Origin of the sequence: Bacillus sp. FDAARGOS_235, assembly GCF_002073415.2 — a bacterium.
GTDB classification, from domain to species: Bacteria; Bacillota; Bacilli; order Bacillales; family Bacillaceae_G; genus Bacillus_A; species Bacillus_A toyonensis.
This window is the reverse complement of sequence record NZ_CP020437.2, coordinates 2,534,041-2,554,655: the sequence shown is the minus strand read 5'-3', so window position 1 is coordinate 2,554,655 and position 20,615 is coordinate 2,534,041. Positions and strand designations below refer to the sequence as shown.

General features: G+C 34.7%; 20 protein-coding genes and 1 riboswitch. Of the genes, 13 read left to right on the top strand and 7 right to left on the bottom strand.

Annotation, left to right across the window (positions count from 1 at the left end; genetic code table 11):
- Positions 1-390: 390 nt before the first annotated feature.
- Genes mtnK through A6J74_RS14965 form a run of 3 tightly spaced genes read left to right on the top strand, consistent with a single transcriptional unit; the run spans position 391 to position 3,366 of the window.
- Entirely contained in the window at positions 391-1,620 is a 1,230-nt protein-coding gene (gene mtnK, locus A6J74_RS14975) for an S-methyl-5-thioribose kinase (RefSeq protein ID WP_000033270.1), read from the top strand.
- A 9-nt stretch (positions 1,621-1,629) separates the two neighbouring features.
- Positions 1,630-2,673 carry an S-methyl-5-thioribose-1-phosphate isomerase gene (gene mtnA, locus A6J74_RS14970; protein WP_002047071.1) on the top strand — a complete coding sequence of 348 codons (1,044 nt, stop codon included), beginning with the start codon at positions 1,630-1,632 and terminating at the stop codon, positions 2,671-2,673.
- Positions 2,674-2,724: 51 nt separating this feature from the next.
- Positions 2,725-3,366 (top strand): L-fuculose-phosphate aldolase, encoded by a 642-nt coding sequence (locus A6J74_RS14965; protein WP_000926574.1) that lies wholly within the window; start codon positions 2,725-2,727, stop codon positions 3,364-3,366.
- Between the two features lie 45 nt (positions 3,367-3,411).
- Here A6J74_RS14965 and A6J74_RS14960 read toward each other — a convergent pair whose 3' ends face one another.
- From A6J74_RS14960 to A6J74_RS14950, 3 genes are read right to left on the bottom strand one after another with little or no spacing between them, the layout of a single operon-like run.
- Positions 3,412-4,419: a FecCD family ABC transporter permease gene (locus A6J74_RS14960; protein WP_000982878.1), complete on the bottom strand. Its 1,008-nt coding sequence runs from the start codon at positions 4,417-4,419 to the stop codon at positions 3,412-3,414.
- Positions 4,416-5,456: a FecCD family ABC transporter permease gene (locus A6J74_RS14955; protein WP_002105669.1), complete on the bottom strand. Its 1,041-nt coding sequence runs from the start codon at positions 5,454-5,456 to the stop codon at positions 4,416-4,418. Before A6J74_RS14955 ends, A6J74_RS14960 begins: the two co-directional genes overlap by 4 nt.
- Before the next feature lie 48 nt (positions 5,457-5,504).
- Positions 5,505-6,422 (bottom strand): iron-hydroxamate ABC transporter substrate-binding protein, encoded by a 918-nt coding sequence (locus tag A6J74_RS14950; RefSeq protein WP_000732581.1) that lies wholly within the window; start codon positions 6,420-6,422, stop codon positions 5,505-5,507.
- A 331-nt stretch (positions 6,423-6,753) separates the two neighbouring features.
- Here A6J74_RS14950 and A6J74_RS14940 point away from each other — a divergent pair, with 331 nt between their 5' ends.
- Entirely contained in the window at positions 6,754-7,803 is a 1,050-nt protein-coding gene (locus A6J74_RS14940) for an NAD(P)/FAD-dependent oxidoreductase (protein WP_001078288.1), read from the top strand.
- 263 nt (positions 7,804-8,066) lie between these two features.
- Here the strand turns inward: A6J74_RS14940 and A6J74_RS14935 are convergent, their stop codons facing one another.
- A complete protein-coding gene (locus tag A6J74_RS14935) occupies positions 8,067-8,435 on the bottom strand; it encodes a hypothetical protein (protein ID WP_000235486.1) in 369 nt (122 codons plus the stop codon).
- Between the two features lie 180 nt (positions 8,436-8,615).
- Between A6J74_RS14935 and A6J74_RS14930 the strand changes: the two genes are divergently transcribed.
- From A6J74_RS14930 to A6J74_RS14900, 7 genes are all read left to right on the top strand, one after another.
- Complete coding sequence (locus A6J74_RS14930; RefSeq protein ID WP_002037874.1) at positions 8,616-8,855, top strand: helix-turn-helix domain-containing protein; 240 nt, start codon at positions 8,616-8,618, stop codon at positions 8,853-8,855.
- 236 nt (positions 8,856-9,091) lie between these two features.
- Positions 9,092-9,616 (top strand): LSm family protein, encoded by a 525-nt coding sequence (locus A6J74_RS14925; protein ID WP_000051642.1) that lies wholly within the window; start codon positions 9,092-9,094, stop codon positions 9,614-9,616.
- 20 nt (positions 9,617-9,636) lie between these two features.
- Complete coding sequence (locus A6J74_RS14920; RefSeq protein ID WP_000446700.1) at positions 9,637-10,080, top strand: hypothetical protein; 444 nt, start codon at positions 9,637-9,639, stop codon at positions 10,078-10,080.
- A gap of 178 nt (positions 10,081-10,258) precedes the next feature.
- Positions 10,259-10,927, top strand: a complete 669-nt coding sequence (locus A6J74_RS14915) for an LSm family protein (RefSeq protein WP_001003899.1) — start codon at positions 10,259-10,261, stop codon at positions 10,925-10,927.
- 237 nt (positions 10,928-11,164) lie between these two features.
- A complete protein-coding gene (locus A6J74_RS14910; protein WP_000433167.1) occupies positions 11,165-12,430 on the top strand; it encodes a hypothetical protein in 1,266 nt (421 codons plus the stop codon).
- 142 nt (positions 12,431-12,572) lie between these two features.
- Complete coding sequence (locus tag A6J74_RS14905) at positions 12,573-13,799, top strand: ATP-binding protein (RefSeq protein ID WP_001046090.1); 1,227 nt, start codon at positions 12,573-12,575, stop codon at positions 13,797-13,799.
- Between the two features lie 230 nt (positions 13,800-14,029).
- Entirely contained in the window at positions 14,030-14,410 is a 381-nt protein-coding gene (locus A6J74_RS14900; RefSeq protein WP_000424106.1) for a hypothetical protein, read from the top strand.
- 28 nt (positions 14,411-14,438) lie between these two features.
- Here the strand turns inward: A6J74_RS14900 and A6J74_RS14895 are convergent, their stop codons facing one another.
- Positions 14,439-15,071, bottom strand: coding sequence for a cyclase family protein (locus A6J74_RS14895; protein ID WP_000862990.1), 633 nt, complete (start codon positions 15,069-15,071; stop codon positions 14,439-14,441).
- Between the two features lie 85 nt (positions 15,072-15,156).
- Positions 15,157-15,269: riboswitch (SAM riboswitch) on the bottom strand.
- 151 nt (positions 15,270-15,420) lie between these two features.
- Between A6J74_RS14895 and A6J74_RS14890 the strand changes: the two genes are divergently transcribed.
- Together A6J74_RS14890 and A6J74_RS14885 are read left to right on the top strand one after the other, a co-directional pair.
- Positions 15,421-16,530, top strand: a complete 1,110-nt coding sequence (locus A6J74_RS14890; RefSeq protein WP_000147482.1) for a PRK06851 family protein — start codon at positions 15,421-15,423, stop codon at positions 16,528-16,530.
- A gap of 121 nt (positions 16,531-16,651) precedes the next feature.
- A complete protein-coding gene (locus tag A6J74_RS14885; RefSeq protein ID WP_001208277.1) occupies positions 16,652-17,434 on the top strand; it encodes a nucleotidyltransferase domain-containing protein in 783 nt (260 codons plus the stop codon).
- 116 nt (positions 17,435-17,550) lie between these two features.
- Here the strand turns inward: A6J74_RS14885 and A6J74_RS14880 are convergent, their stop codons facing one another.
- Both A6J74_RS14880 and A6J74_RS14875 read right to left on the bottom strand, forming a co-directional pair.
- A complete protein-coding gene (locus A6J74_RS14880) occupies positions 17,551-18,852 on the bottom strand; it encodes an MFS transporter (protein ID WP_001183101.1) in 1,302 nt (433 codons plus the stop codon).
- A 142-nt stretch (positions 18,853-18,994) separates the two neighbouring features.
- Positions 18,995-20,521, bottom strand: coding sequence for an FAD-dependent oxidoreductase (locus A6J74_RS14875; RefSeq protein ID WP_000199982.1), 1,527 nt, complete (start codon positions 20,519-20,521; stop codon positions 18,995-18,997).
- Positions 20,522-20,615: the final 94 nt, after the last annotated feature.

Sequence of the window (20,615 nt, the reverse complement as noted above, 5' to 3'; positions counted from 1 at the left end):
TTTCATGTCATAAATTTTCAATGAGTGTTTGAAAGAGTAGTGTGTATGTTAGAGACATGGTGTAAGTATAAATTCTTAGGAAGGAGATATTTCTTAGAAGTTGTAGATTTGAAAAGGAACTGCTTATTTCTATTTTACAAAGAATTGTGCGATAAATAAAATAAAATGAATCGGAATCTTTTTGAACAATTTTTGTCCGCTCAAATATATAATTAGGAAGTATATTGCAATGATAATTAGAAACATTGACTCAAAGTGCTAACAAGATATAATAAAATCTAGATATATCTTTCAAAAAGAAGAATATATAATATAGGATGAAAAACATTCAACCTATTATTTTTTTATAGCCTTTAGAAAACGCTTACAATTAGTGTGGGAGGGGAAACCATGTCTAAGTTCACGAAGTATTTTTTAATGGAAGATAAAGATGTGATTGCATATGTGAAAGAGAAATTATCTAAGTTTGAACATGCAAAGGGGTTACAGTGTAAAGAAATAGGTGATGGTAATTTAAATTATGTGTTCCGCGTTTGGGATGAAAAAGAGACCATGTCTGTCATCGTAAAGCAGGCCGGGAATACAGCACGTATTTCAGATGAGTTTAAGTTGTCGACGAATCGTATTCGTATAGAATCAGATGTTTTGCAGTTAGAGGAGGAGTTAGCACCTGGGCTTGTTCCAAAAGTATATTTGTTTGATAGTGTGATGAATTGTTGCGTGATGGAAGACTTATCAGATCACACAATATTACGTACAGCACTTATAAATCATCAAATATTTCCGAGGCTTGCTGAAGATTTAACTACTTTTATGGTAAATACTCTTCTATTAACATCAGATGTTGTAATGAATCATAAAGAGAAGAAGGAACTTGTGAAGAATTATATAAATCCAGAGTTATGTGAGATTACAGAGGACCTCGTATACTCTGAACCATTTACAAATCATAATAAACGTAATGAGTTATTTCAATTAAATGAAGGATGGATTAGAGAGCATATTTATAGTGATAAAGAGCTTCGTATGGAAGTAGCGAAACTTAAGTTTTCTTTTATGACGAATGCGCAGGCGTTGCTTCACGGTGATTTACATACTGGTTCTGTTTTCGTAAAAAGTGATTCTACAAAAGTTATTGATCCTGAGTTTGCTTTTTATGGACCTATGGGATATGACATTGGGAATGTAATGGCGAATTTAATATTTGCTTGGGTGAATGCAGATGCAACGATGCTACCTGGAACTGAGAAAGATACGTATATGGATTGGCTAAAAACGACGATGGTAGAGGTAATTGATTTATTTAAGAAGAAGTTTTTAGTTGCTTGGGATATTCATGTGACAGAAATCATGGCGAAGGAAGAAGGCTTTAATGGCGTATATTTACAATCTGTGTTAGAGGATACAGCTGCAGTGACGGGTCTTGAGTTAATTCGTCGTATTGTTGGATTAGCAAAAGTAAAGGATATTACTTGTATTGAGAATGATGAAGCACGTGCTAGAGCGGAGCGAATTTGTCTTCAAGTAGCGAAGAAGTTTATTTTACGAGCGAATCAATATAAAACAGGTACGAGTTTTGTAGAAATGTTAAAAAAACAGTCCATTCATAGCGCGAAGTAAGGAGAGAAAATGATGAAAGAGCAATTAATACCAATTCAATGGAAAGATGATGCTTTAGTTTTATTAGATCAAACGTTATTACCGAACGAAGTTGTCTATGAATCTTTCAAAACAGCTGAAAGTGTGTGGGATGCAATTCAAGTCATGAAAGTGCGAGGTGCACCAGCGATTGGGGTTTCAGCAGCGTATGGTGTGTATTTAGGGGTAAAGGAATTTGCTGAAAGTACGGTAGAAGGATGTATTGAAGAAGTAAAAAGGGTATGTGCATATTTAGCAACATCAAGACCGACGGCAGTAAATTTATTTTGGGCGCTGGAAAGAATGGAAAGTGTAGCGATAGATAATGTTCACTTATCGATTGCACGGTTGAAAGATAGATTGTTAGAAGAGGCAAAAGAGATTCATAGAGAAGATGAAGAAATTAACCGTCAAATTGGAGAACATGCATTAACATTATTCCATGATGGCATGGGATTATTAACTCATTGTAATGCAGGTGCGTTAGCAACGACTAAGTATGGTACTGCGACAGCTCCAATGTATTTAGCGAAAGAAAAAGGATGGGACCTTAAAATCTACTCTGATGAAACACGACCTAGATTACAAGGTTCAACGTTAACAGCATTAGAACTACAGCGAGCGGGAATTGATGTAACAGTCATTACCGATAATATGGCAGCTATGGTCATGTCACAAGGGAAGATTGATGCGGTAATCGTCGGCTGTGACCGAGTAGCAGCAAATGGTGATGTAGCAAATAAAATTGGAACATTAGGCGTATCTATTTTAGCTAAATACTATAACATTCCGTTTTATGTAGCAGCACCAACACCGACAATTGATTTAAACACACCGACAGGAAACGAAATTCCGATCGAAGAAAGAGATGCTTCTGAAGTAATCAATCGTTTCGGACAATATTCAGCTCCGAAAGGAAGTAAAGTATACAATCCAGCATTTGATGTTACGCCACATGCAAATATAACAGCAATTATTACGGAAAAAGGGATTGTAAAGGCACCGTTTACGGAGAATTTAAAAAATCTATTTTAGTAAATAGGTATATAGTCAGTCATCATAAGCTTCATACTTAGGGGGATGTATATGTTATTACAAAAAGAAAGAGAAGAAATTGTAGCGTACGGAAGGAAAATGATTTCTAGCGGTTTAACAAAGGGGACCGGCGGAAATATTAGTATTTTCAATCGTGAACAAGGCCTAGTTGCAATTAGCCCAAGTGGTTTAGATTATTATGAAACAACGCCCGTGGATGTAGTTATATTAAACTTAGATGGTGAAGTAGTAGAAGGTGAGAGAAAACCGTCAAGTGAACTAGATATGCATCTTATTTATTATAGGAATCGTGAAGATATAAATGCGCTCGTTCATACACATTCACCTTATGCGAAGACGATTGCATCATTAGGGTGGGAGCTTCCGGCTGTTTCATATTTAATTGCTTTCGCAGGCCCGAATGTACGCTGTGCACCGTATGAAACATTTGGTACGAAGCAATTAGCAGAGGCTGCTTTTGAAGGCATGATTAATCGCCGTGCAGTATTACTTGCGAACCACGGTTTAATTGCAGGTGCAAATAGTATAAAAATGGCATTTACTGTTGCGGAAGAAATTGAGTTTTGTGCGCAAATTTATTATCAAACGAAAAGCGTCGGAGAACCGAAGTTATTGCCAGAAGATGAGATGGAGAATTTAGCGAAGAAGTTTGAAGGATATGGGCAGCAGTAGAATGAAACGAAAACACCCTCAAGATTGCACTCTTGAGGGTGTTTTTTATGCTTTCTTAAGCAATAAATACATAAAGTAAGGAGCACCAATTAAAGCAACGACAATACCTGCCGGAATACCGTTAGGCTCAACGATGTTTCGTCCGATTGTGTCTGCTAATAGTAATAGCCATCCGCCGATTAAAAGGGCGATAGGCATGAAGATTTGATGTCTTGGGCCTACTAAAGATTTTGCGATATGAGGAGCCATCAGCCCGATAAAGCTAATTCCTCCTGTTACGGAAACTGCTGCAGCTGCAAGTGCAACGGCTGCAATTAATAAGTATCTGCGTTCTTTTTCAATTTCAATTCCAACGCCGATTGCGACTGGTTCGTTTAATGCTAAAATGTTTAATCGATTTGCTTTATAGAAAACAAATGGAATTAATACGATTAACCATGGGAGCATTGCGAAAATGAAGATCCAATCATCTCCCCAAATGTTTCCGGCAATCCATTTGGCGATAAAGTCGACTTTCATACGATCAGCAGATGAAATAAGGACAATCATTGCTCCAGATAGTGCAAATGAAAAACCGATACCGGTTAATGTTAATCGTATTGGCTGAAGCCCTGTTGATTGACTATATGAAAATACGTAAATTAAAACAGCTGTAAGAAAAGCCCCGATAAATCCAACGACTGGTAGTAAATAAAGAAATGAACCTACATCTATTGGAAAGTATAAAAAGAAAATAGAAACAGCAACACCAGCACCAGAGTTAATCCCGAGAATACCAGGTTCAGCTAAATCGTTACGTGTAATGCCTTGAAGGATAGCACCTGATAAAGCGAGTGCCATACCAGCTAATACTGTAATGATAATTCTAGGTAGTCTTAAAGAATATAAAACGAATTCTTCTTTAAATGAACCTTGTCCCATTAGCGTTGGGAGTAGTCGATCATAAGATAAAGATGCTGAACCGAGTCCCATTCCAATTACAATGGTTGTAATAGTTAGTATAAGTAATGCGAGTATAATAAGACGTTGTTTTCTTAAAATAGATGGCATCATGAGAATGTTTTTCCTCCTTTGCGAACAATGAATAGGAAGAATGGTAATCCTACAATTGCGACGATAGCAGCAACGGGTGTTTCATACGGAGCATTAATTGTACGTCCGATTGTGTCTGCAAGTAACATAAAGGAAGCACCAGCAATTGCTGACATCGGAATAATAAATCGGTAATCTGGACCAACAATAGGACGCACCATATGAGGTATCATTAAACCGATAAATGCCATATTTCCGACAAGCGCCACAGAAGCACCAGCAAGTAAGATAATAATGATAAACAAAATTGTTTTAATAACAATGATTTTTTGACCGAGTCCAACAGCAACTTCTTCACTGAAACTAAGGACTGTCAATTTTCTTGCAAATAAGATAGCGATAAAGATACTTATTGAAATGACTGGAATAATAATTTTCAATTGACTCCAAGTAGTTCCAATCACCCCTCCAGCAGTCCAAAGTGATACATCTTGTGAAATTTTGAAGTAAATGCCGACTCCTTCTGAAATTGCGAGTAGAAATGCTGAAACTGCAGCACCTGCTAATACAATTCGAAGAGGAGAAAGTCCGCCTTTTTTCACCATACCAATTCCAAATACCATAATTGCCCCAACCGCAGCCCCGATAAAGCAAGCTAATGTTAAGTACAGATAGCTTATGGAAGGGTTGAAAGCAAGTGTTAGTGCAAGTGCAGCATTTGCGCCACCCGTTAGCCCAAGTAAGCCAGGGTCTGCAAGGGGGTTTCGTGTTAAACCTTGCATAATTGCCCCAGAAACGGCTAGTCCAGCCCCTACAAAAATAGCAGCAACTTCACGTGGTAAACGTATTTCACGAATAATAGATATTTTGTCTCCTTGAGCCGAGGAAGTGAGTGCTAACCATACGTCTTTTATAGAAGTATCTGCAGCCCCTAATACCATTGCAACCATAAAAATTAGAAAGAATGCAATTATGCTCAAAATTAGTTTGTATGTAAAAGCTATAGAACGTGGATTGTCATGATCTTTTGTCATTCGTTTCACATCTTTTCTGTTCATAGAATAAAGGAAGAGGAATTCTTAAATTAAGAATTCCTCATGTTTGTATTATTTACCAAGAAAGCTTTTCTTGAAGAAGTCTAGTTGGAAATCTAATGTAAGTGGATCATTGAAATAGAATTCCATCATGTTTGCTTCGTATACGCGATTATTTTTTACTGCTGGAATGTTTTTGTATGATTCTGTCTCTTGGAAGGAGTTATCAGTATCTTTGTTTTTACTTACGATTAAGTAATCACCAGCAAACTCAGGTAATACCTCAGTAGATAATGCGTAGTAACCTTCTTTTAAAGCTTTTTCTTTTACTTTTTCAGGCATTTTTAATTTCATTTCTTGGTACAGAATTTCTGTTCCGCGGCCCCAGTTCTCCCCGTATACATAAAGCTGTTTATTGAAGTTTTCAACAACAGATACTGTTGCATCTTCACCAATTTTTGCTTTAATTTCTTTACCAGCTTCTTGTGCACGTTTCTTGAAATCATCAATCCAAGTTTTTGCTTCTTTTTCTTTGTTTAATAACTTACCGATTTCTAAATGTTGTGTTAAGTAATCAACTTTTCCGTAAGTGTATGTTACAGTAGGAGCGATTTTCTTTAACTTATCAACATTTTTAATATTTGATAAACCAATGATTAAATCGGGATTTAGTTCAGCGATTTTTTCAACATTTTCATCTGATACTTCAGCAACATCTTTAAGTTTACTATCAAAACGTGGGTTTTGTTTAGACCATGAATCTACCCCAACAACATTTACGCCTAATGACATTACGTTACCAGCGAATGATGATAAAACAACAACGCGTTTTGGATTTGCAGGAACTTCTACTTTACCATTTTCAGATTGGTATGTAATTGTTTCTGATTTACTACCTTTTGCATCATTCTTTTTGTCTGTAGAGCCGTTGCTACAAGCACTCATAACAAGAACGAAAAGAACTGTTAGTGAAATAAATAACTTTTTCATCGTCTTTCTCCTTTAACGTAGATGTATGTGTATACAATAATTTGTTTAACTGCAATCTTTTTGAAAGAGTAGTGGTAATGCAAAATAATTTATTAAAAATCTTGAATGTGAGATTTCACAATATAGTATTAACCATATTAATGAAAGAAGATGTAATCTCAATTTGCTAATTATTAACAAATTGATAATGATTATCACTATTGATTCTTTAAATAATATAATTTTATATAGGTGTATTGTCAATAGTAATTTTGATTGTAAATTTTGCGGAAACAGGTTATATTTTATTGAGAATGATAATCAATGATTGATAGCTGAGGAGTGAGCACGAATGAATCGAGAAGAATTGTTTGATGTAACTGTAATAGGCGGAGGACCTGCAGGGCTTTATTCAGCTTTTTATAGTGGACTTAGAGAGATGAAAACGAAAATAATAGAATTTCAACCACAGTTAGGTGGAAAAATACATGTTTATCCGGAGAAGATGATTTGGGATGTAGGAGGGCTATTGCCAGTTACAGGTGATAAATTAATTGAACAACTTGTACAGCAAGGGCTAACATTTAAGCCGGAAGTTGTATTAAATACAAAAGTAGAATCAATTATTCGTAATGAAGATGGAACTTTTACGTTAAAAACAAGTACTGGCGAAGAACATTTTTCAAAAACAATTATCGTCGCAACTGGAAGCGGTATATTGAAACCGCAAAAGTTATCGATTGAAGGTGCGGAGCGATTTGAAGTATCGAATTTAAATTATACAGTTAAATCTTTAATGCGTTTCAAAGATAAAACGATCATTATTTCTGGTGGAGGAAATTCTGCCGTTGATTGGGCGAACGAATTAGAACCAATCGCGAAAAAAGTGTATGTAACATATAGAAAAGAAGAATTATCTGGTCATGAAGCACAAGTAAAACAGCTAATGAACAGCTCAGCGAAGTGTTTTCTGAATACATCGATTACAAAATTAATTGCTGGTGATAATCATGAAGCGATTGAATATGTAGAATTAACGAATCATGAGACAGGTGAAGTTTCTCATTTACCTATTGATGAAGTTATTATTAATCATGGATATGAACGTGACATTACATTATTAGAAAATAGTGAGTTGGACGTTGCGATTATAGATAATTTTTATATTGCAGGTAATGCAAATAGTGAGTCTTCTGTAGATGGATTATATGCTGCGGGAGATATTTTGAAACATGATGGGAAATTGCATTTAATTGCGGGAGCATTCCAAGATGCTGGAAATGCTGTGAATAAAGCGAAACAATTTATTCAGCCAGATGCAAGTGAGTACGGAATGGTTTCTTCGCATAATGAAGTATTTAAAAAACGAAATCGAGAATTGATAAAGCAAATGATGAAATAATAAAGTGAAACTTTAATCAGTGGGGGCTATCCTGCACTGATTATTAACCTTCACCAATCGGGCTTTTACTACCCACAAATAGCCGGATAAAGGTACAAGTATACCCCCATTTACTTCTCTATTCAAATAGACGAGAGATGTAAATGGGGGTTTTCCTGTTTACTATATTTTCAATCATTATTATGACACCGGTTTCATCAGTTCATATGACATGAACATTTTATTTGTAAATCAGTCTAGAAAACAATGAATCTATGTTTTGTTTACGCTGTTCCTTTTGCTCGTTCATTAGGAAATGGCATATTTAGTATAGAAGCAATGTATTGTTTTCCATGTTTTCGAGCCAATGATTCTAATATTTGACGAACGCGTTTTGTAAGATGGCCTTGTTTTTTTATCGCTTCACAATATGCGTCGTAGAAAGCATATTTAGCCCATAGAAAATCATCTTGTTGGAATAAGAAATGATTTTTGTACCATTCACCAATTGTATGATAACAATTGTTTTCGTGTATTGCTACGCCTTGAGAAAGAATACGATCAGATAAAGATGTAGTTAAATGAGAAGTTGTATTTTCTGTTTCAACTTGTAATGTTTTTTCTAACATTGTAATGATGTGACGAGTAGCCATATGTTAACTCTCCTTTGTGTAAATGGGTGATACCATTCTATATTTAAAAAAATACTTACTATATTATTATACAATATATGGAATGGTTCTACCTGCTTTTTAAACTGCATTTACAAAATCTTTTTTATTTGTTTACAAAAATAAAGTAAGATACAGTATATATGAAAAAACAATAAAGGAATGAACGCATTGTATATAACAATAGAAGAAGCTGCGGAGTATTTGAATTTACCAAAATCGTATATTGAAGAGCTAATTCAGCAAAAGAAAGTTCGTGCGCTATTCGATGGAGAGCAATATTTATTAAATAAAGAACAATTCAACACGCATTTAGAACAAATGGAGAAATATAAACAATTAGTGGAAGAAATATTAAACGAACCAATTCCAGAAGATATGGACGTTAAAGACGAAGACTAAACTTTAGGAAATCCCGTATGAAGATATGCAGAAATGTATCTTCATACGGGATTTTTTTATCTAAAGACATCAAAATCCTAAGGAGCCCTCAGGATTTCTTAGAATTTTGATAGGTAGTAGTCTACCATGTTAAAAGCATATTTTTTTCGAGCTAGGACAAACATAGAGAACGTAACCTGTACAGATACATATACTATCAGTGCAAAAGCTTATAAATTAATGGAAGGGGTTTTCTCGTGAGTTTATTTCATTGGGATTTTTTGAAAGACTTAATTGGATCTTATGTAAGAGTGAACAGAGGTGGACCAGAATCTCAAAAAGGAACAATAGTATCATTAGGTGCGGACTACTTCGGATTAGAGAATGAAAAAGGAGAGAGCCATTACTACCAGCTTCGCCATCTGAAAAGCATTACCCAAAATACGAAAGATGGTGGAGTAGGTGATTTAGAATGGGTGGAAGAAGACATTGCAGAAGACTTTGAAACGCTACTTCAAAGCTTCAAATACCGCTGGGTGAAAATTAACCGTGGTGGACCAGAGAAAATTGAAGGTATTTTACAAGATGTTTCTGGCGGTTATGTAACATTGATTATTAAAGAAGAAGTTGTATTAATTGCACTATCTCATATTAAGAGTGTTAATTATAATGCACCAGTAAGTGGAGAGAGTAGTGATGAGAGTAGCGATGAGAAAAGTAATGAAAACAGCAATAATTCAGGTCGCGCTCGTGCACAAAGACAATCAAGTAGAGGAAGATAATAAGAAAGGAGGGTACAAAATTGGAGAGTGTATTATGCTGTGATCAAATCAAAGGTTTAGTTGGTGAGAATGTAAAAGTAAATCTTCGTGGACCGGAAAGTCGAGTAGGTGTACTGTCATTGTTAGGAAAAGATTACCTTACACTACAATTACCTCATGGAGAATTAGTGTATTATCAACTGAAACATGTGAAGAGTCTAGTCAGAAAAGTGAAAGAGGCACAAGGAGAATATGGTTCATGTTTTTATGCGGAAGAAGATACTTTTTTAGATGCATTAAATGACTTGAAGTATAAATGGATAAAGATTAATCGTGGTGGACCAGAGTGTGTGGAAGGTTTATTAAGTGATATACATGATGGAAATATTACACTAGTTAATGGTGATGAGGTCATTTATGTGATTAATTCCCATATTAAGAGTGTGAGTCAAATAGTTAAAAACAAAAAGAATGAAGAAGAATAATGTTTAATAAATAAAAGGGGCATTATGATTGAAAATGAAGAATGATTTCATATTTCTCTGTAATTATTTTTGGATATATGAAAAAGGGTTTCTTACTATTAAAAAACAGAACATTGCCCCTGATTATTTTTAGAATAAAAGAAAGGGAAATTGTAATTTCATAGGAAGGAGGATATAGATGAATGAGTTACACAAAAGTATTGGAGAAAATATATATGTTAAATTAATTGGTGAAAAGAGATTTAAAGGCGTATTAATCGATGTAGGAAATGATATTGTTGTTCTTTACAATGGACAAGACTACGTATATATATCTTTATATCATATCCAATATTATAAGTTTTTAAGACCATATGATGAAGAAATATTAAAACCTGATGTAGATTCTGTAATTAAAAGGGAATCTCCTTCAATTTCTTTGAGGAAAGTATTAAGCACATCTAAAGGGATTTTCACAGAAATTTATGTAGCAGGTAATGCTCCAATACATGGATATGTTACAAGTGTAATGAACGATTATATTGTTTTTTATAGTCCAGTCTATAAAACTGTATATATATCTTTAAAGCACTTAAAATGGTTAATTCCGTATAAAGAAAACCAAGTGCCTTATTCCCTCAATAAAAATGAACTCCCCGTAAATCCATTAAATATTACGTTAGCTCGAACGTTTGAGGAGCAACTTATTAAAATGTATGGAAAGATTATGGTGTTCGATTTAGGTGAGGAATCCAATAAAATTGGAAAAATGGCGAAGATCGATGAAGGACATATTGAAATATTAAAAGCGCGTGATGCAAAAATGTATGTGAATATTCAACATGTAAAATCTGTCCATTGTCCGTAGGCTAGTTGAAAGGGCTGGCTTTTTCTTTTATATGCAGAAGGAAAGGTCGGGCCTGTTTGTTTAGTTCGATTTGGATATGAGGGGAAAAATGAATTGAATATAAATTATGTTAGTATGATTTTTGAAGAGGCAATCTTGTGCTAAATTATAAAAAATATGTACGAGCCACCTTTTGATGTATTCAATTTATTTTTTGAGGAAGAACTGCTCAACTAATTTACTAAAGGGGTTTTATTTGTGGAGCCGTTTCCAAATTCGTTATCGATTACATTACTTGGTAGTGCTGGTGGAGCAGCGAAGGCAGTTTTAGCAATTTTAAATCAAGCGATAGCAAATGAAAAAGATCCAATTTATGAAGTGATAAAGAATGTTACATTTCATTTGGTTGATATAAAACAAAAAGATAGGGCTTATTATGATGAGTTGTTTCCAAATTTGAAAGGTCATTTGTCATTATATGAAATAGACCTTCAAGATGTAGTGAAATTTAAACAGCATTTAACAGAAAAAAGTACGAGTGTTGTTATTGATGTTTCGGGTGCAGATACGATCAGGGTACTGAGCTGTTGTAATGAACTTGGAATCTTTTATATTAATTCAGCTTTGGAAAATGAGGCAGTAGATCAGGACGATAGTTTACTTGGATTTCAGCTTACGGAACGATATACGAGGTTTGAGAAAGAGAAAGAAAAATTTACAAATACAAAAGCGATTATAGGTTCAGGTATGAATCCAGGTGTTGTTCAATGGATGGTTGTTGAACTTATGAAAGAACGGCCGAATGAACAGCCACAAGCATGCTATATTGTAGAACATGATACGTCGTTTTTGAATGATACGGCACTTATAAAGCCGTATACACTTTATACGTCATGGGCAGTAGAGCGATTTCTAGACGAAGCGATATGGAGTTATCCGATGTATATGAGTCATCATCGTCCTCTTTATTTTTATGAGGATGTATATGCTTCAGAGTATAAAGTGAAGTTAGGAAAAAGAGAGTTTTATGGTTGCTTAATGCCACATGAGGAAGTTTTAATTTTAGGGAAAAATTTCAACATGGAAGTTGGTTTTCTTTACCGAATTAATGAGTATACAACAAATGTAATTAGACAGAACTTAGATAAGGTAGAAGATTTATGGAACTGGAATCGTAAAGTATTCAATCCAGCGGAAGAAGAGGTTGCAGGAGAGGATCTAGTAGGTGTATTACTCGTTTATGAAAATGGCGAGACGTATATGTATAACGTAATGAATAGTAGCCAAGTTTTTCATAAATATAAAACGAATGCAACTTACTTCCAAGTAGGGTGCGGAATTTATGCAGGTTTGTGTAGTTTACTTTTAGATCACTTTGGACAAGGTGCTTATTATGTCGAGGAATTATTATTAAATACAGAAAGTAAGTACGGTGAATATTTAAATTTATATATGAAGGATTTTGTAATAGGGCATAATGATTTTACGGATGGACTGCTACATGATAGGGTCAGATGGATATAAGTTGTGACTAGAAAGGAAGGAGAAGTCTCCTTCCTTTTTAGTATTATAAGGTTACGTATTGCCCTGAAAGCAATTTCATACTTATAATTTAAGGAGATAACGGTGGGGATTTTTTTTCGTATCGATCAAGGGGAGTTTTTATATGAACAAATACAAGAGCTTGATTTATGAAGAAAGAAAAGCTTTAAAGGTATTTATATTATTATTCTATATTATATTTTTTTCATATGACGCTATATATTATTTTGTATATCCTGCTATGAATATTAATGGAACAACGGTAGGATGGCCAGAAGGAAGCCTTGGGATAGGCGTATATATATTTGTAATAGCATTATTCCCTATTTCAATGTATCTTCAAAAAAGAGGTTATGTATATTCTATAAAATATTTATTTTTATTTGGCTACATGTTTATCAATCTTATAAATAATTTAATGATTTATTTGCGAACGGATAGAGCTTTTGAACATGGTAGTATGGTAGAAATGTTATTAATTTTATTTGCACCGGTTTTCGTGAACAGAAAATATTTTTATTTAGTTTCCTTTAGTGTAATTGGAAAGTACGTACTTTTTACATTGATACTACAAGATCTAAAAGTTGTGATTCCGCTTGTCTTATGTGTATTCTATTTCATTATTTCACATTCTTTGTTGAAACGATTTCAATCTTATGTAAGAACGGTTGTTGAAATGATGAACAATATGAAAGAGACGGAAAATTTAGCTGTAATTGGGACTATGTCTACAACAATTGCGCATGAAATCCGAAATCCATTAACGGCTTTGAAGGGGTTTACGCAAATGCAAAAAGAAAGAAACCCTGAAGATATGATGAGCTATGAAATAATGTTACAAGAAATTGAGAGAATTAACGGATTTGTTAGCGAATTGATGTTATTAGGAAAACCGAAACCAACAAATTATGAATGGTGTAACATACGGGAAATCCTTTTATATGTTGTGCAGTTAATGGAAAGTTATGCGAGTCAATATAAAGTGAAAGTTTATTTGCAAATAGATGGAAACTTACCCGTTATAAACGGTGATGATAAACAATTAAAACAAGTGTTGTTAAATATTATTAAAAACGGAATAGAATCAATGCCAGAAGGTGGGGATATTCATATTCGGGCATATGAAAAAACTAAGGGGTATTTGTGTATTGCTGTCGAGGATCAAGGATTTGGTATAGAGGCAGGAAAATTAGAGAAGATTGGAAAGGCTTTTTACACAACGAAGGAGAATGGTACAGGGCTTGGTTTAATGATTACATATAAAATTATTAAAGAACATCAAGGGAGTATCACGATTCAAAGTAGTATGGGTGTGGGAACGAAAGTGGAAATTTATTTACCGACGATGTAGCGAAGTAGAAGAAAATATTTTTCAGAAAAGTGTTCTTCTTGTGTAAATATAAACATTTAATAAAATGTTTCAAGAAGGGTTTTTTTTATAAAATACTTCGTTTATAATGGAGGAAAATATCGACATGAGATTGGTTACTCATGTAACGGTTCGGTAGTGTTATGAAAAGAAAAGAAGGGGTGCCCGCGCATCCTTTTTTCTATGCAGATATGATGAAAGAGGTGGTATTGATGGAATTAACATTAAATTCGACTGTATGCTTACACACGATTCAATTTCGAAAAGAGCAAAAGAATTATATTGTAAAAGATACAATTACAGGAGAAAAATATGAAATGCCGCCACTTTGGATTGATGCATTGGCAATGATGCGTGACGGTTTTTTATTGGGAGAAATTGAGGAGAAATTAAAAGAAGAGTATCCAGCAGAAGAAGTAAATATACTAGCATTCACGAGGCAACTGTTAGAGCTAGAACTTGTTGGAATGGTAGATGGGGAAGAGATAGCTTGTACAAAGAAGAAAGAGAAAGATTATTTAGCTTGGGTACGTCCCCGGTTGGAACAATTTTTCCTTAATGTAAATAAAAAATATAGAAGCAAAGGTCAGTGATGATCTTTGCTTTTTTGTAGTCCATATTTTAAAAAATAACAGCGAATGCCCTTGCGAAAGCACCGTCACTATTTTTAATTTTTAAAGGTGCTGCTGAGAAAAAGAAACGTTTCGCTTTAATAGCATCTAGATTTGTTAAGTTTTCAATTAAGAAAATATTATTGCCTAACAGTATGTGATGAATGGGTGATGTTTCTGTCGTTACCTCATCGGGAGAAATAAAATCTAAACCGACTGATTTTACTTTTAATTCAACTAGTTCTTCAGCTAATTCTTCGGAAAGATAAAATGCTTCTTTCTCATAAGCTTCTGTATTCCATTTATTAGATAGATTAGAATGGAAAATGACAATATCGTCTTTTTTTATGTCGGCATTATGCAATACTTCTTTAGGGAGTTTTCTCTCTTGAACATGAGTGACATCGATGAGAACTGCTTCACCTACAAACTGATCAAGGGGCAATTGATCAATCGTTGTTGCACCAGAAATAAAATGCGCAGGAGCGTCGCAATGTGTACCGACATGAACGACCGAATGGAAATCTGTAACTTGATATCCCGTTTCTTCAACGCTTGTAATGGCTTCTAGTTGGATTGTTGGTGTTCCGGGAAATTGAGACATATTATTTTCAAACGTTTGTGATAGATCAATTACTTTCATTTTAAATACCTCCAATATATGTTTTTCAAATAATAAAAAGCCCATCTTTCATGATCAAGAAAGATGGGCTTTACATACTAGTTGCGTTTTATCTTCCAAAATGCAATGCATTTTGCAGGAATTAGCACCTATTCGGTTCTTATAAACTGAGGTTGCTGGGCTTCAAAGGGCCGGTCCCTCTGCCTCTCTTGATAAAGGTTTATTCAGTTTCGGAATTCGAAATATTCATGATATTTAGAATTGTAATTCATTTCCTTTTTTCATGCAATACAAATTAGGTGTTCACCCAAATAAAGTTGCTCGCATATTGTAGCTTATGTAAGTAGACTGTTGCGAAGGAGTGAGTGCAGTGACAGGGAATGTGTTAAATTATTATGCTGGTGGTAATACAGCTAGAGGATTTCATAATTTATACGAAGAGAATTTAAAAGGGCTAGATAGGTTGTTTATTTTAAAGGGTGGTCCAGGAACGGGAAAATCTTCTTTAATTAAGGCAATAGGTCGTGAATGGGTTGAAAAAGGATATGATATTGAGCTTTTGCATTGTTCTTCCGATAATAAATCGGTTGATGGTGTAATTATCCCGAAGCTAAAAGTAGGAATTGTTGATGGAACATCTCCGCATGTTATCGAGCCAAAAATGCCAGGAGTTGTTGAGGAGTATATCAATTTAGGGGTTGCTTGGGACTCAGATAAATTAAGAAAGCAGAAGGTGGAAATTGAACGATTTGTTTCAGAAGCAAGCAAAGCTTTTCAAACTGCTTACGCTTGTTTTCACGAGGCGCTAATTATACATGATGAGTGGGAGAAAATATATATTAATAACATTGATTTTAATAAAGCAAATGAACTAACAGATCAGCTGATTCAGAAGCTATTTACAGATAAAGGAGGGAAACAATCGCTTGTGAAACATCGCTTTTTAGGAGCAGCTACACCGAAAGGAGCAGTTGATTTTGTTCCTAATTTAACAGAAGGATTGCCACATCGTTATTTTATAAAAGGACGCCCGGGCTCTGGAAAATCAACAATGCTCAAAAAGTTATCGAAGGCAGCAGAAGAAAAAGGTTTTGACGTTGAAGTATATCATTGCGGATTTGACCCGAATAGTCTTGATATGGTTATTGTAAGAGAATTAGGATTTGCAATTTTTGATAGTACCGCACCACATGAATATTTTCCAAGTCGCGTGGGTGATGAGATTATAGATATGTATGCTCTTATTGTTAAACCGGGGACGGATGAGAAGTATGCTACAGAAATTCGTGACGTTTCCATTCAATATAAAGCAAAAATGAATGAGGCGATGTCTTTCTTAGCAAAAGCAAAATCAGTTCGTGATAAATTAGAACGAATTTATATTGCTGCTATGGATTTTTCAAAAGTGGATGCATATAAAGAGGAAATTCAAAAAGAGTTTGAACGAATTGCGGTTAGTGTAACAGAAAAGAACAAGTAAAAAATAAGGGATTTTGGTAGGCTGTCGGGAATTTTCTGACAGCTATTTTAGTATGTAGTAAGCTTAGTAATATATTTGTCGAATTTCCAAGGAAATAATCAAAAAATGGAGAGGGTATGAAATGAGAGAGAAAATTAAAGCGGAATTAGCAAGAATTGAAAAAGAGAATGATGTGAAAATCTTATTTGCAGTGGAATCAGGGAGTCGTGCTTGGGGATTTCCATCGAAAGATAGTGATTATGATGTTAGATTTGTTTATATGCATCCGGTAGAGTGGTATTTATCAATTCATGATAAACGAGATGTAATTGAGTATCCGATTAGTGATGATTTAGATATAAGTGGCTGGGATATTAAAAAGGCATTACAACTGTTTGGAAAGTCAAACCCAGCTTTACTTGAGTGGATTCGATCACCAATTTTTTATTCGAAAAACTCTAACTTTCCAGAGCAGCTTCAGCAAATGAGTGAAAAGAATTTTGATCCAAAAGCAACGATATATCATTACTTACATATGGCTTCAAAAAATTATCGTGAATTTTTGCAAGGCGAGAATGTAAAGTTGAAAAAGTACTTTTATGTATTACGTCCTATTTTAGCTTGTCAGTGGCTAGAAGAGAAAGGGACATTACCTCCAGTAGAATTTAATCGATTGATTACAGAACTATCTATAGAACGTAGTGTATTGAATGAGATTGAGAAGTTGTTAATAAAGAAAAAAGCGGGTACGGAATTAGATGTTGGATTGAAAATTCAAGTGTTAAATCAATTTTTAGAAGAACAAATTGATTATTATCAGCAATACGTGAAAGGGATTGAAAAGGGATTAGGGATTGATATTGAGAGTTTGAATACACTATTTAGAAATATGTTGTTTGAAGTAAATAAAAAAGAGCACAAGTAAATTTGTGCTCTTTTTTTATCCCGCTATTTGTGGGAGCCTTACTGCCCGTAAACGCCTGATTGGTGTGGACTAATAATCAGCTGGGGATGCACCACAACACTGATTAAAGTTTCACTTTATTTTGTAGGAATAAAGAAAACAGATATAGCTGCGATAAGACCTGCAAAAGAGAATAAGTAAAAATTCCATGCTAAGTCATATTGCATTGTCATAATAATACCGACAAGAATAGGTCCAGCAATTGCACCAACTCGGCCAAGTCCAAGTCCCCAGCCTAAGGAGGTAGCTCGTATATGTGATGGGAAGTATTGTGTTACATAAGCATTTAATATTTGAGTAATACCAACTGATCCAATTCCAGCAAGACCAATTAAAAGATAAATGATTGTAACAGAGGGTTTAATTGTTAGTAGTCCAATACATATGGCTGCCATAAGATAGGAGATGCTAATAACAATTTTTGCTCCTATACGATCGGCAATCGCCCCGGCAAATAATGCGCCGATAGCTGCAGTAATATTTAGCATAAGTAGAAATGATAAACTAGATCCAAGAGGATATCCTGCCTGACGCATCATCTGTGGTAACCAAGTATTTAAACCGTATATTAAAAACATTCCCATTATATAAGTGATCCAAAAAAGTAGCGTTGCTTTTATGTATTCTTTTGAGAATAACGTAAGAAATCCATTTTTCTTTTGTATATTAGATGGTGCTTCAGAAATTTCATCTTTTACATGGAATTCAATTTGAAAGCGATTAAGAATTTTGTTCACTTCTTCTTGTCGATTCCGCGATAATAAAAATTGAATGGACTCAGGTAAATAAAGAATAATGAAAGGAATGAGGAGTAGCGGAATCATTCCGATGCCAAACATAATTCTCCATCCGAAATCTTCTAACATAAACATGGATAAAATAGCACCTAACACGATACCTAAAGGATAGCCGGTAAACATAAGAGCATAAATAAAAGATTGCCGTTTTTTTGATGAATATTCAACAGTAAGTGCGGAAGCCGTTGGGATAACACCGCCTAATCCGATTCCTCCGATAAATCGAGATAGCCCAAATAATTCAGGAGAAGGAGCAATTGCAGCTAAGCCCATTGTGATAGAAAAAAGAGCTAAACAGCATATAAGTGTCCACTTTCGTCCAATTAAATCTGTAATGGTTCCGATTAGAATAGCGCCAATAAACATCCCAAATAGAGCATAGCTGGCAATTGTTCCAGCTTGAGCTGGTGATAGTGCCCAGCTGTTGTCTTCTAAAAGCTTTGGCAGAACGGCACCGTAAATACCTAAATCATATCCGTCAGCTAGAATGGCGAGCCAACAAATAAAAACAACAAGTTTTGTAATAGAGCTTGAAAAGATAGTTTCTGTAGATTCTAGATGAGGTGGAGCAGAAGGTTGCATAGTATTCACCCCTTTTATTTGTAGATGAATATATTATTTTATTTACTGTTAATATTCCCCTTCTTATGTCGAAATTTATATGAAAAGGTGTCATGAAAAACAAAGAAGTTCAACAGGATTCTTGTTGAACTTCTTTGTTTTTTTATTCGTTATCAACTCGTTTTAATGGTTGATCTGCTGGCCCTTCCATAACATCGCCATCAATTGAAAAACGAGAACCGTGGCAAGGACAATCCCAAGTACAATCACCGTTATTCCATTCAACTTCACAGCCGAGGTGTGTACAAGTCGTATCGACGATATGTAGTTTTCCTTCTTTATCTTTATAAGCACCTGCTCGTTTACCGTTGACATGTACAACGGATCCTTCGCCAACTTCAAGATCCTCTGGTTTACGTAATGCAGTTTCAAGTTTCCCTTCAATTAAATGTTTAGCAACATCAATGTTTTGAGAAAGGAATGTTTTTATATCTGGATTTGCATGAAAGCGTGATGGTGCAAACAGCTCTTTATATGGGCTGTGGACTTTTAGAATGGAATCCTTCAGTAAATGAGCTGCAGCAGTTCCTGTTGTCATTCCCCATTTGCGATATCCAGTTGCAACAAATATATTTGGATTGCTTTCGTTAATATGTCCGATATAAGGGAGCTTGTCTAGCGTAATCAAATCTTGCGCTGACCATCTATAGGGAACTTCATCTACTCCAAAAGTTGCTTCAGCAAAAGAATAGAGTGCTTCATAATGAAGCATCGTATTTATTCCCTGTCCCGTTTTATGGCTCTCTCCGCCAATCAAAATCAACTTTTCTCCATTGTTTGTTATATAGCGTAAGGAGCGTTTTGGATCATCAATACTTAAATACATGCCACCTGGATAATCTGTTTTTGCTTTTATTGCAAGAGCATAGGAGCGTTCTGCGTACATTCGCGTAAAGAAAAAGCTATTCGCATCATAAAAAGGAAAGTGAGAACAAGAGACGACATATTCACAAGTGATGCGATGCCCCTCTTTTGTAATTACTTGTGGATAATCTCCTTTTTCCACATCCATAGCTGTTGTTTGTTCATAGACCTTTCCTCCCATCTCCACAAACTTTTCTAAAAGTGTTTTCAAATAAAGGAGGGGGTGGAATTGCGCTTGATTTTTCATTACAAGTGCAGATTGTACTGGAATAGGAATCGATAGAGATTGAACATAGTCACAAGGTATATTTAATTTTTGATAAGCTTCATATTCTTTCGATAAATTTCTTAAACCGTTATCAGTAGTTGTATACAAGTATGAATCTTCATTTGAAAAATTACAGTCGATTTTATATGTTTGCACAGTGTCATTTATGAATTGTAGAGCATGATTATTTGATTCATAGTAAAGCCTGGCTTTTTCCACACCGAAATGATTTATTAATTCATCGTAAATAAGATCATGTTGTGCTGTTACTTTTGCTGTTGTATGCCCAGTCGTTCCGTTTAAAATACGACCAGAATCAATTAAAACAACATCGATGCCTTCTTTTGCAAGTAAATAGGCAGTAGTAATACCTGTAATACCAGCACCGATAATAGCAACTTTTGTCTTTATATTTTCGGATAAACGAGGGAAAGTAGGAAACTGAGTAGATTCAATCCAATAAGATAGCGGCAGTTGTGGAAATGTATCACTTGTCATTGCGGAAACCTCCTGATTTTAGAACAATTTTCCTTTTAATATTTCCATAATATATGAAATTCATGTGTGTTGTTTTAGAAGTAGTCTATTTTTA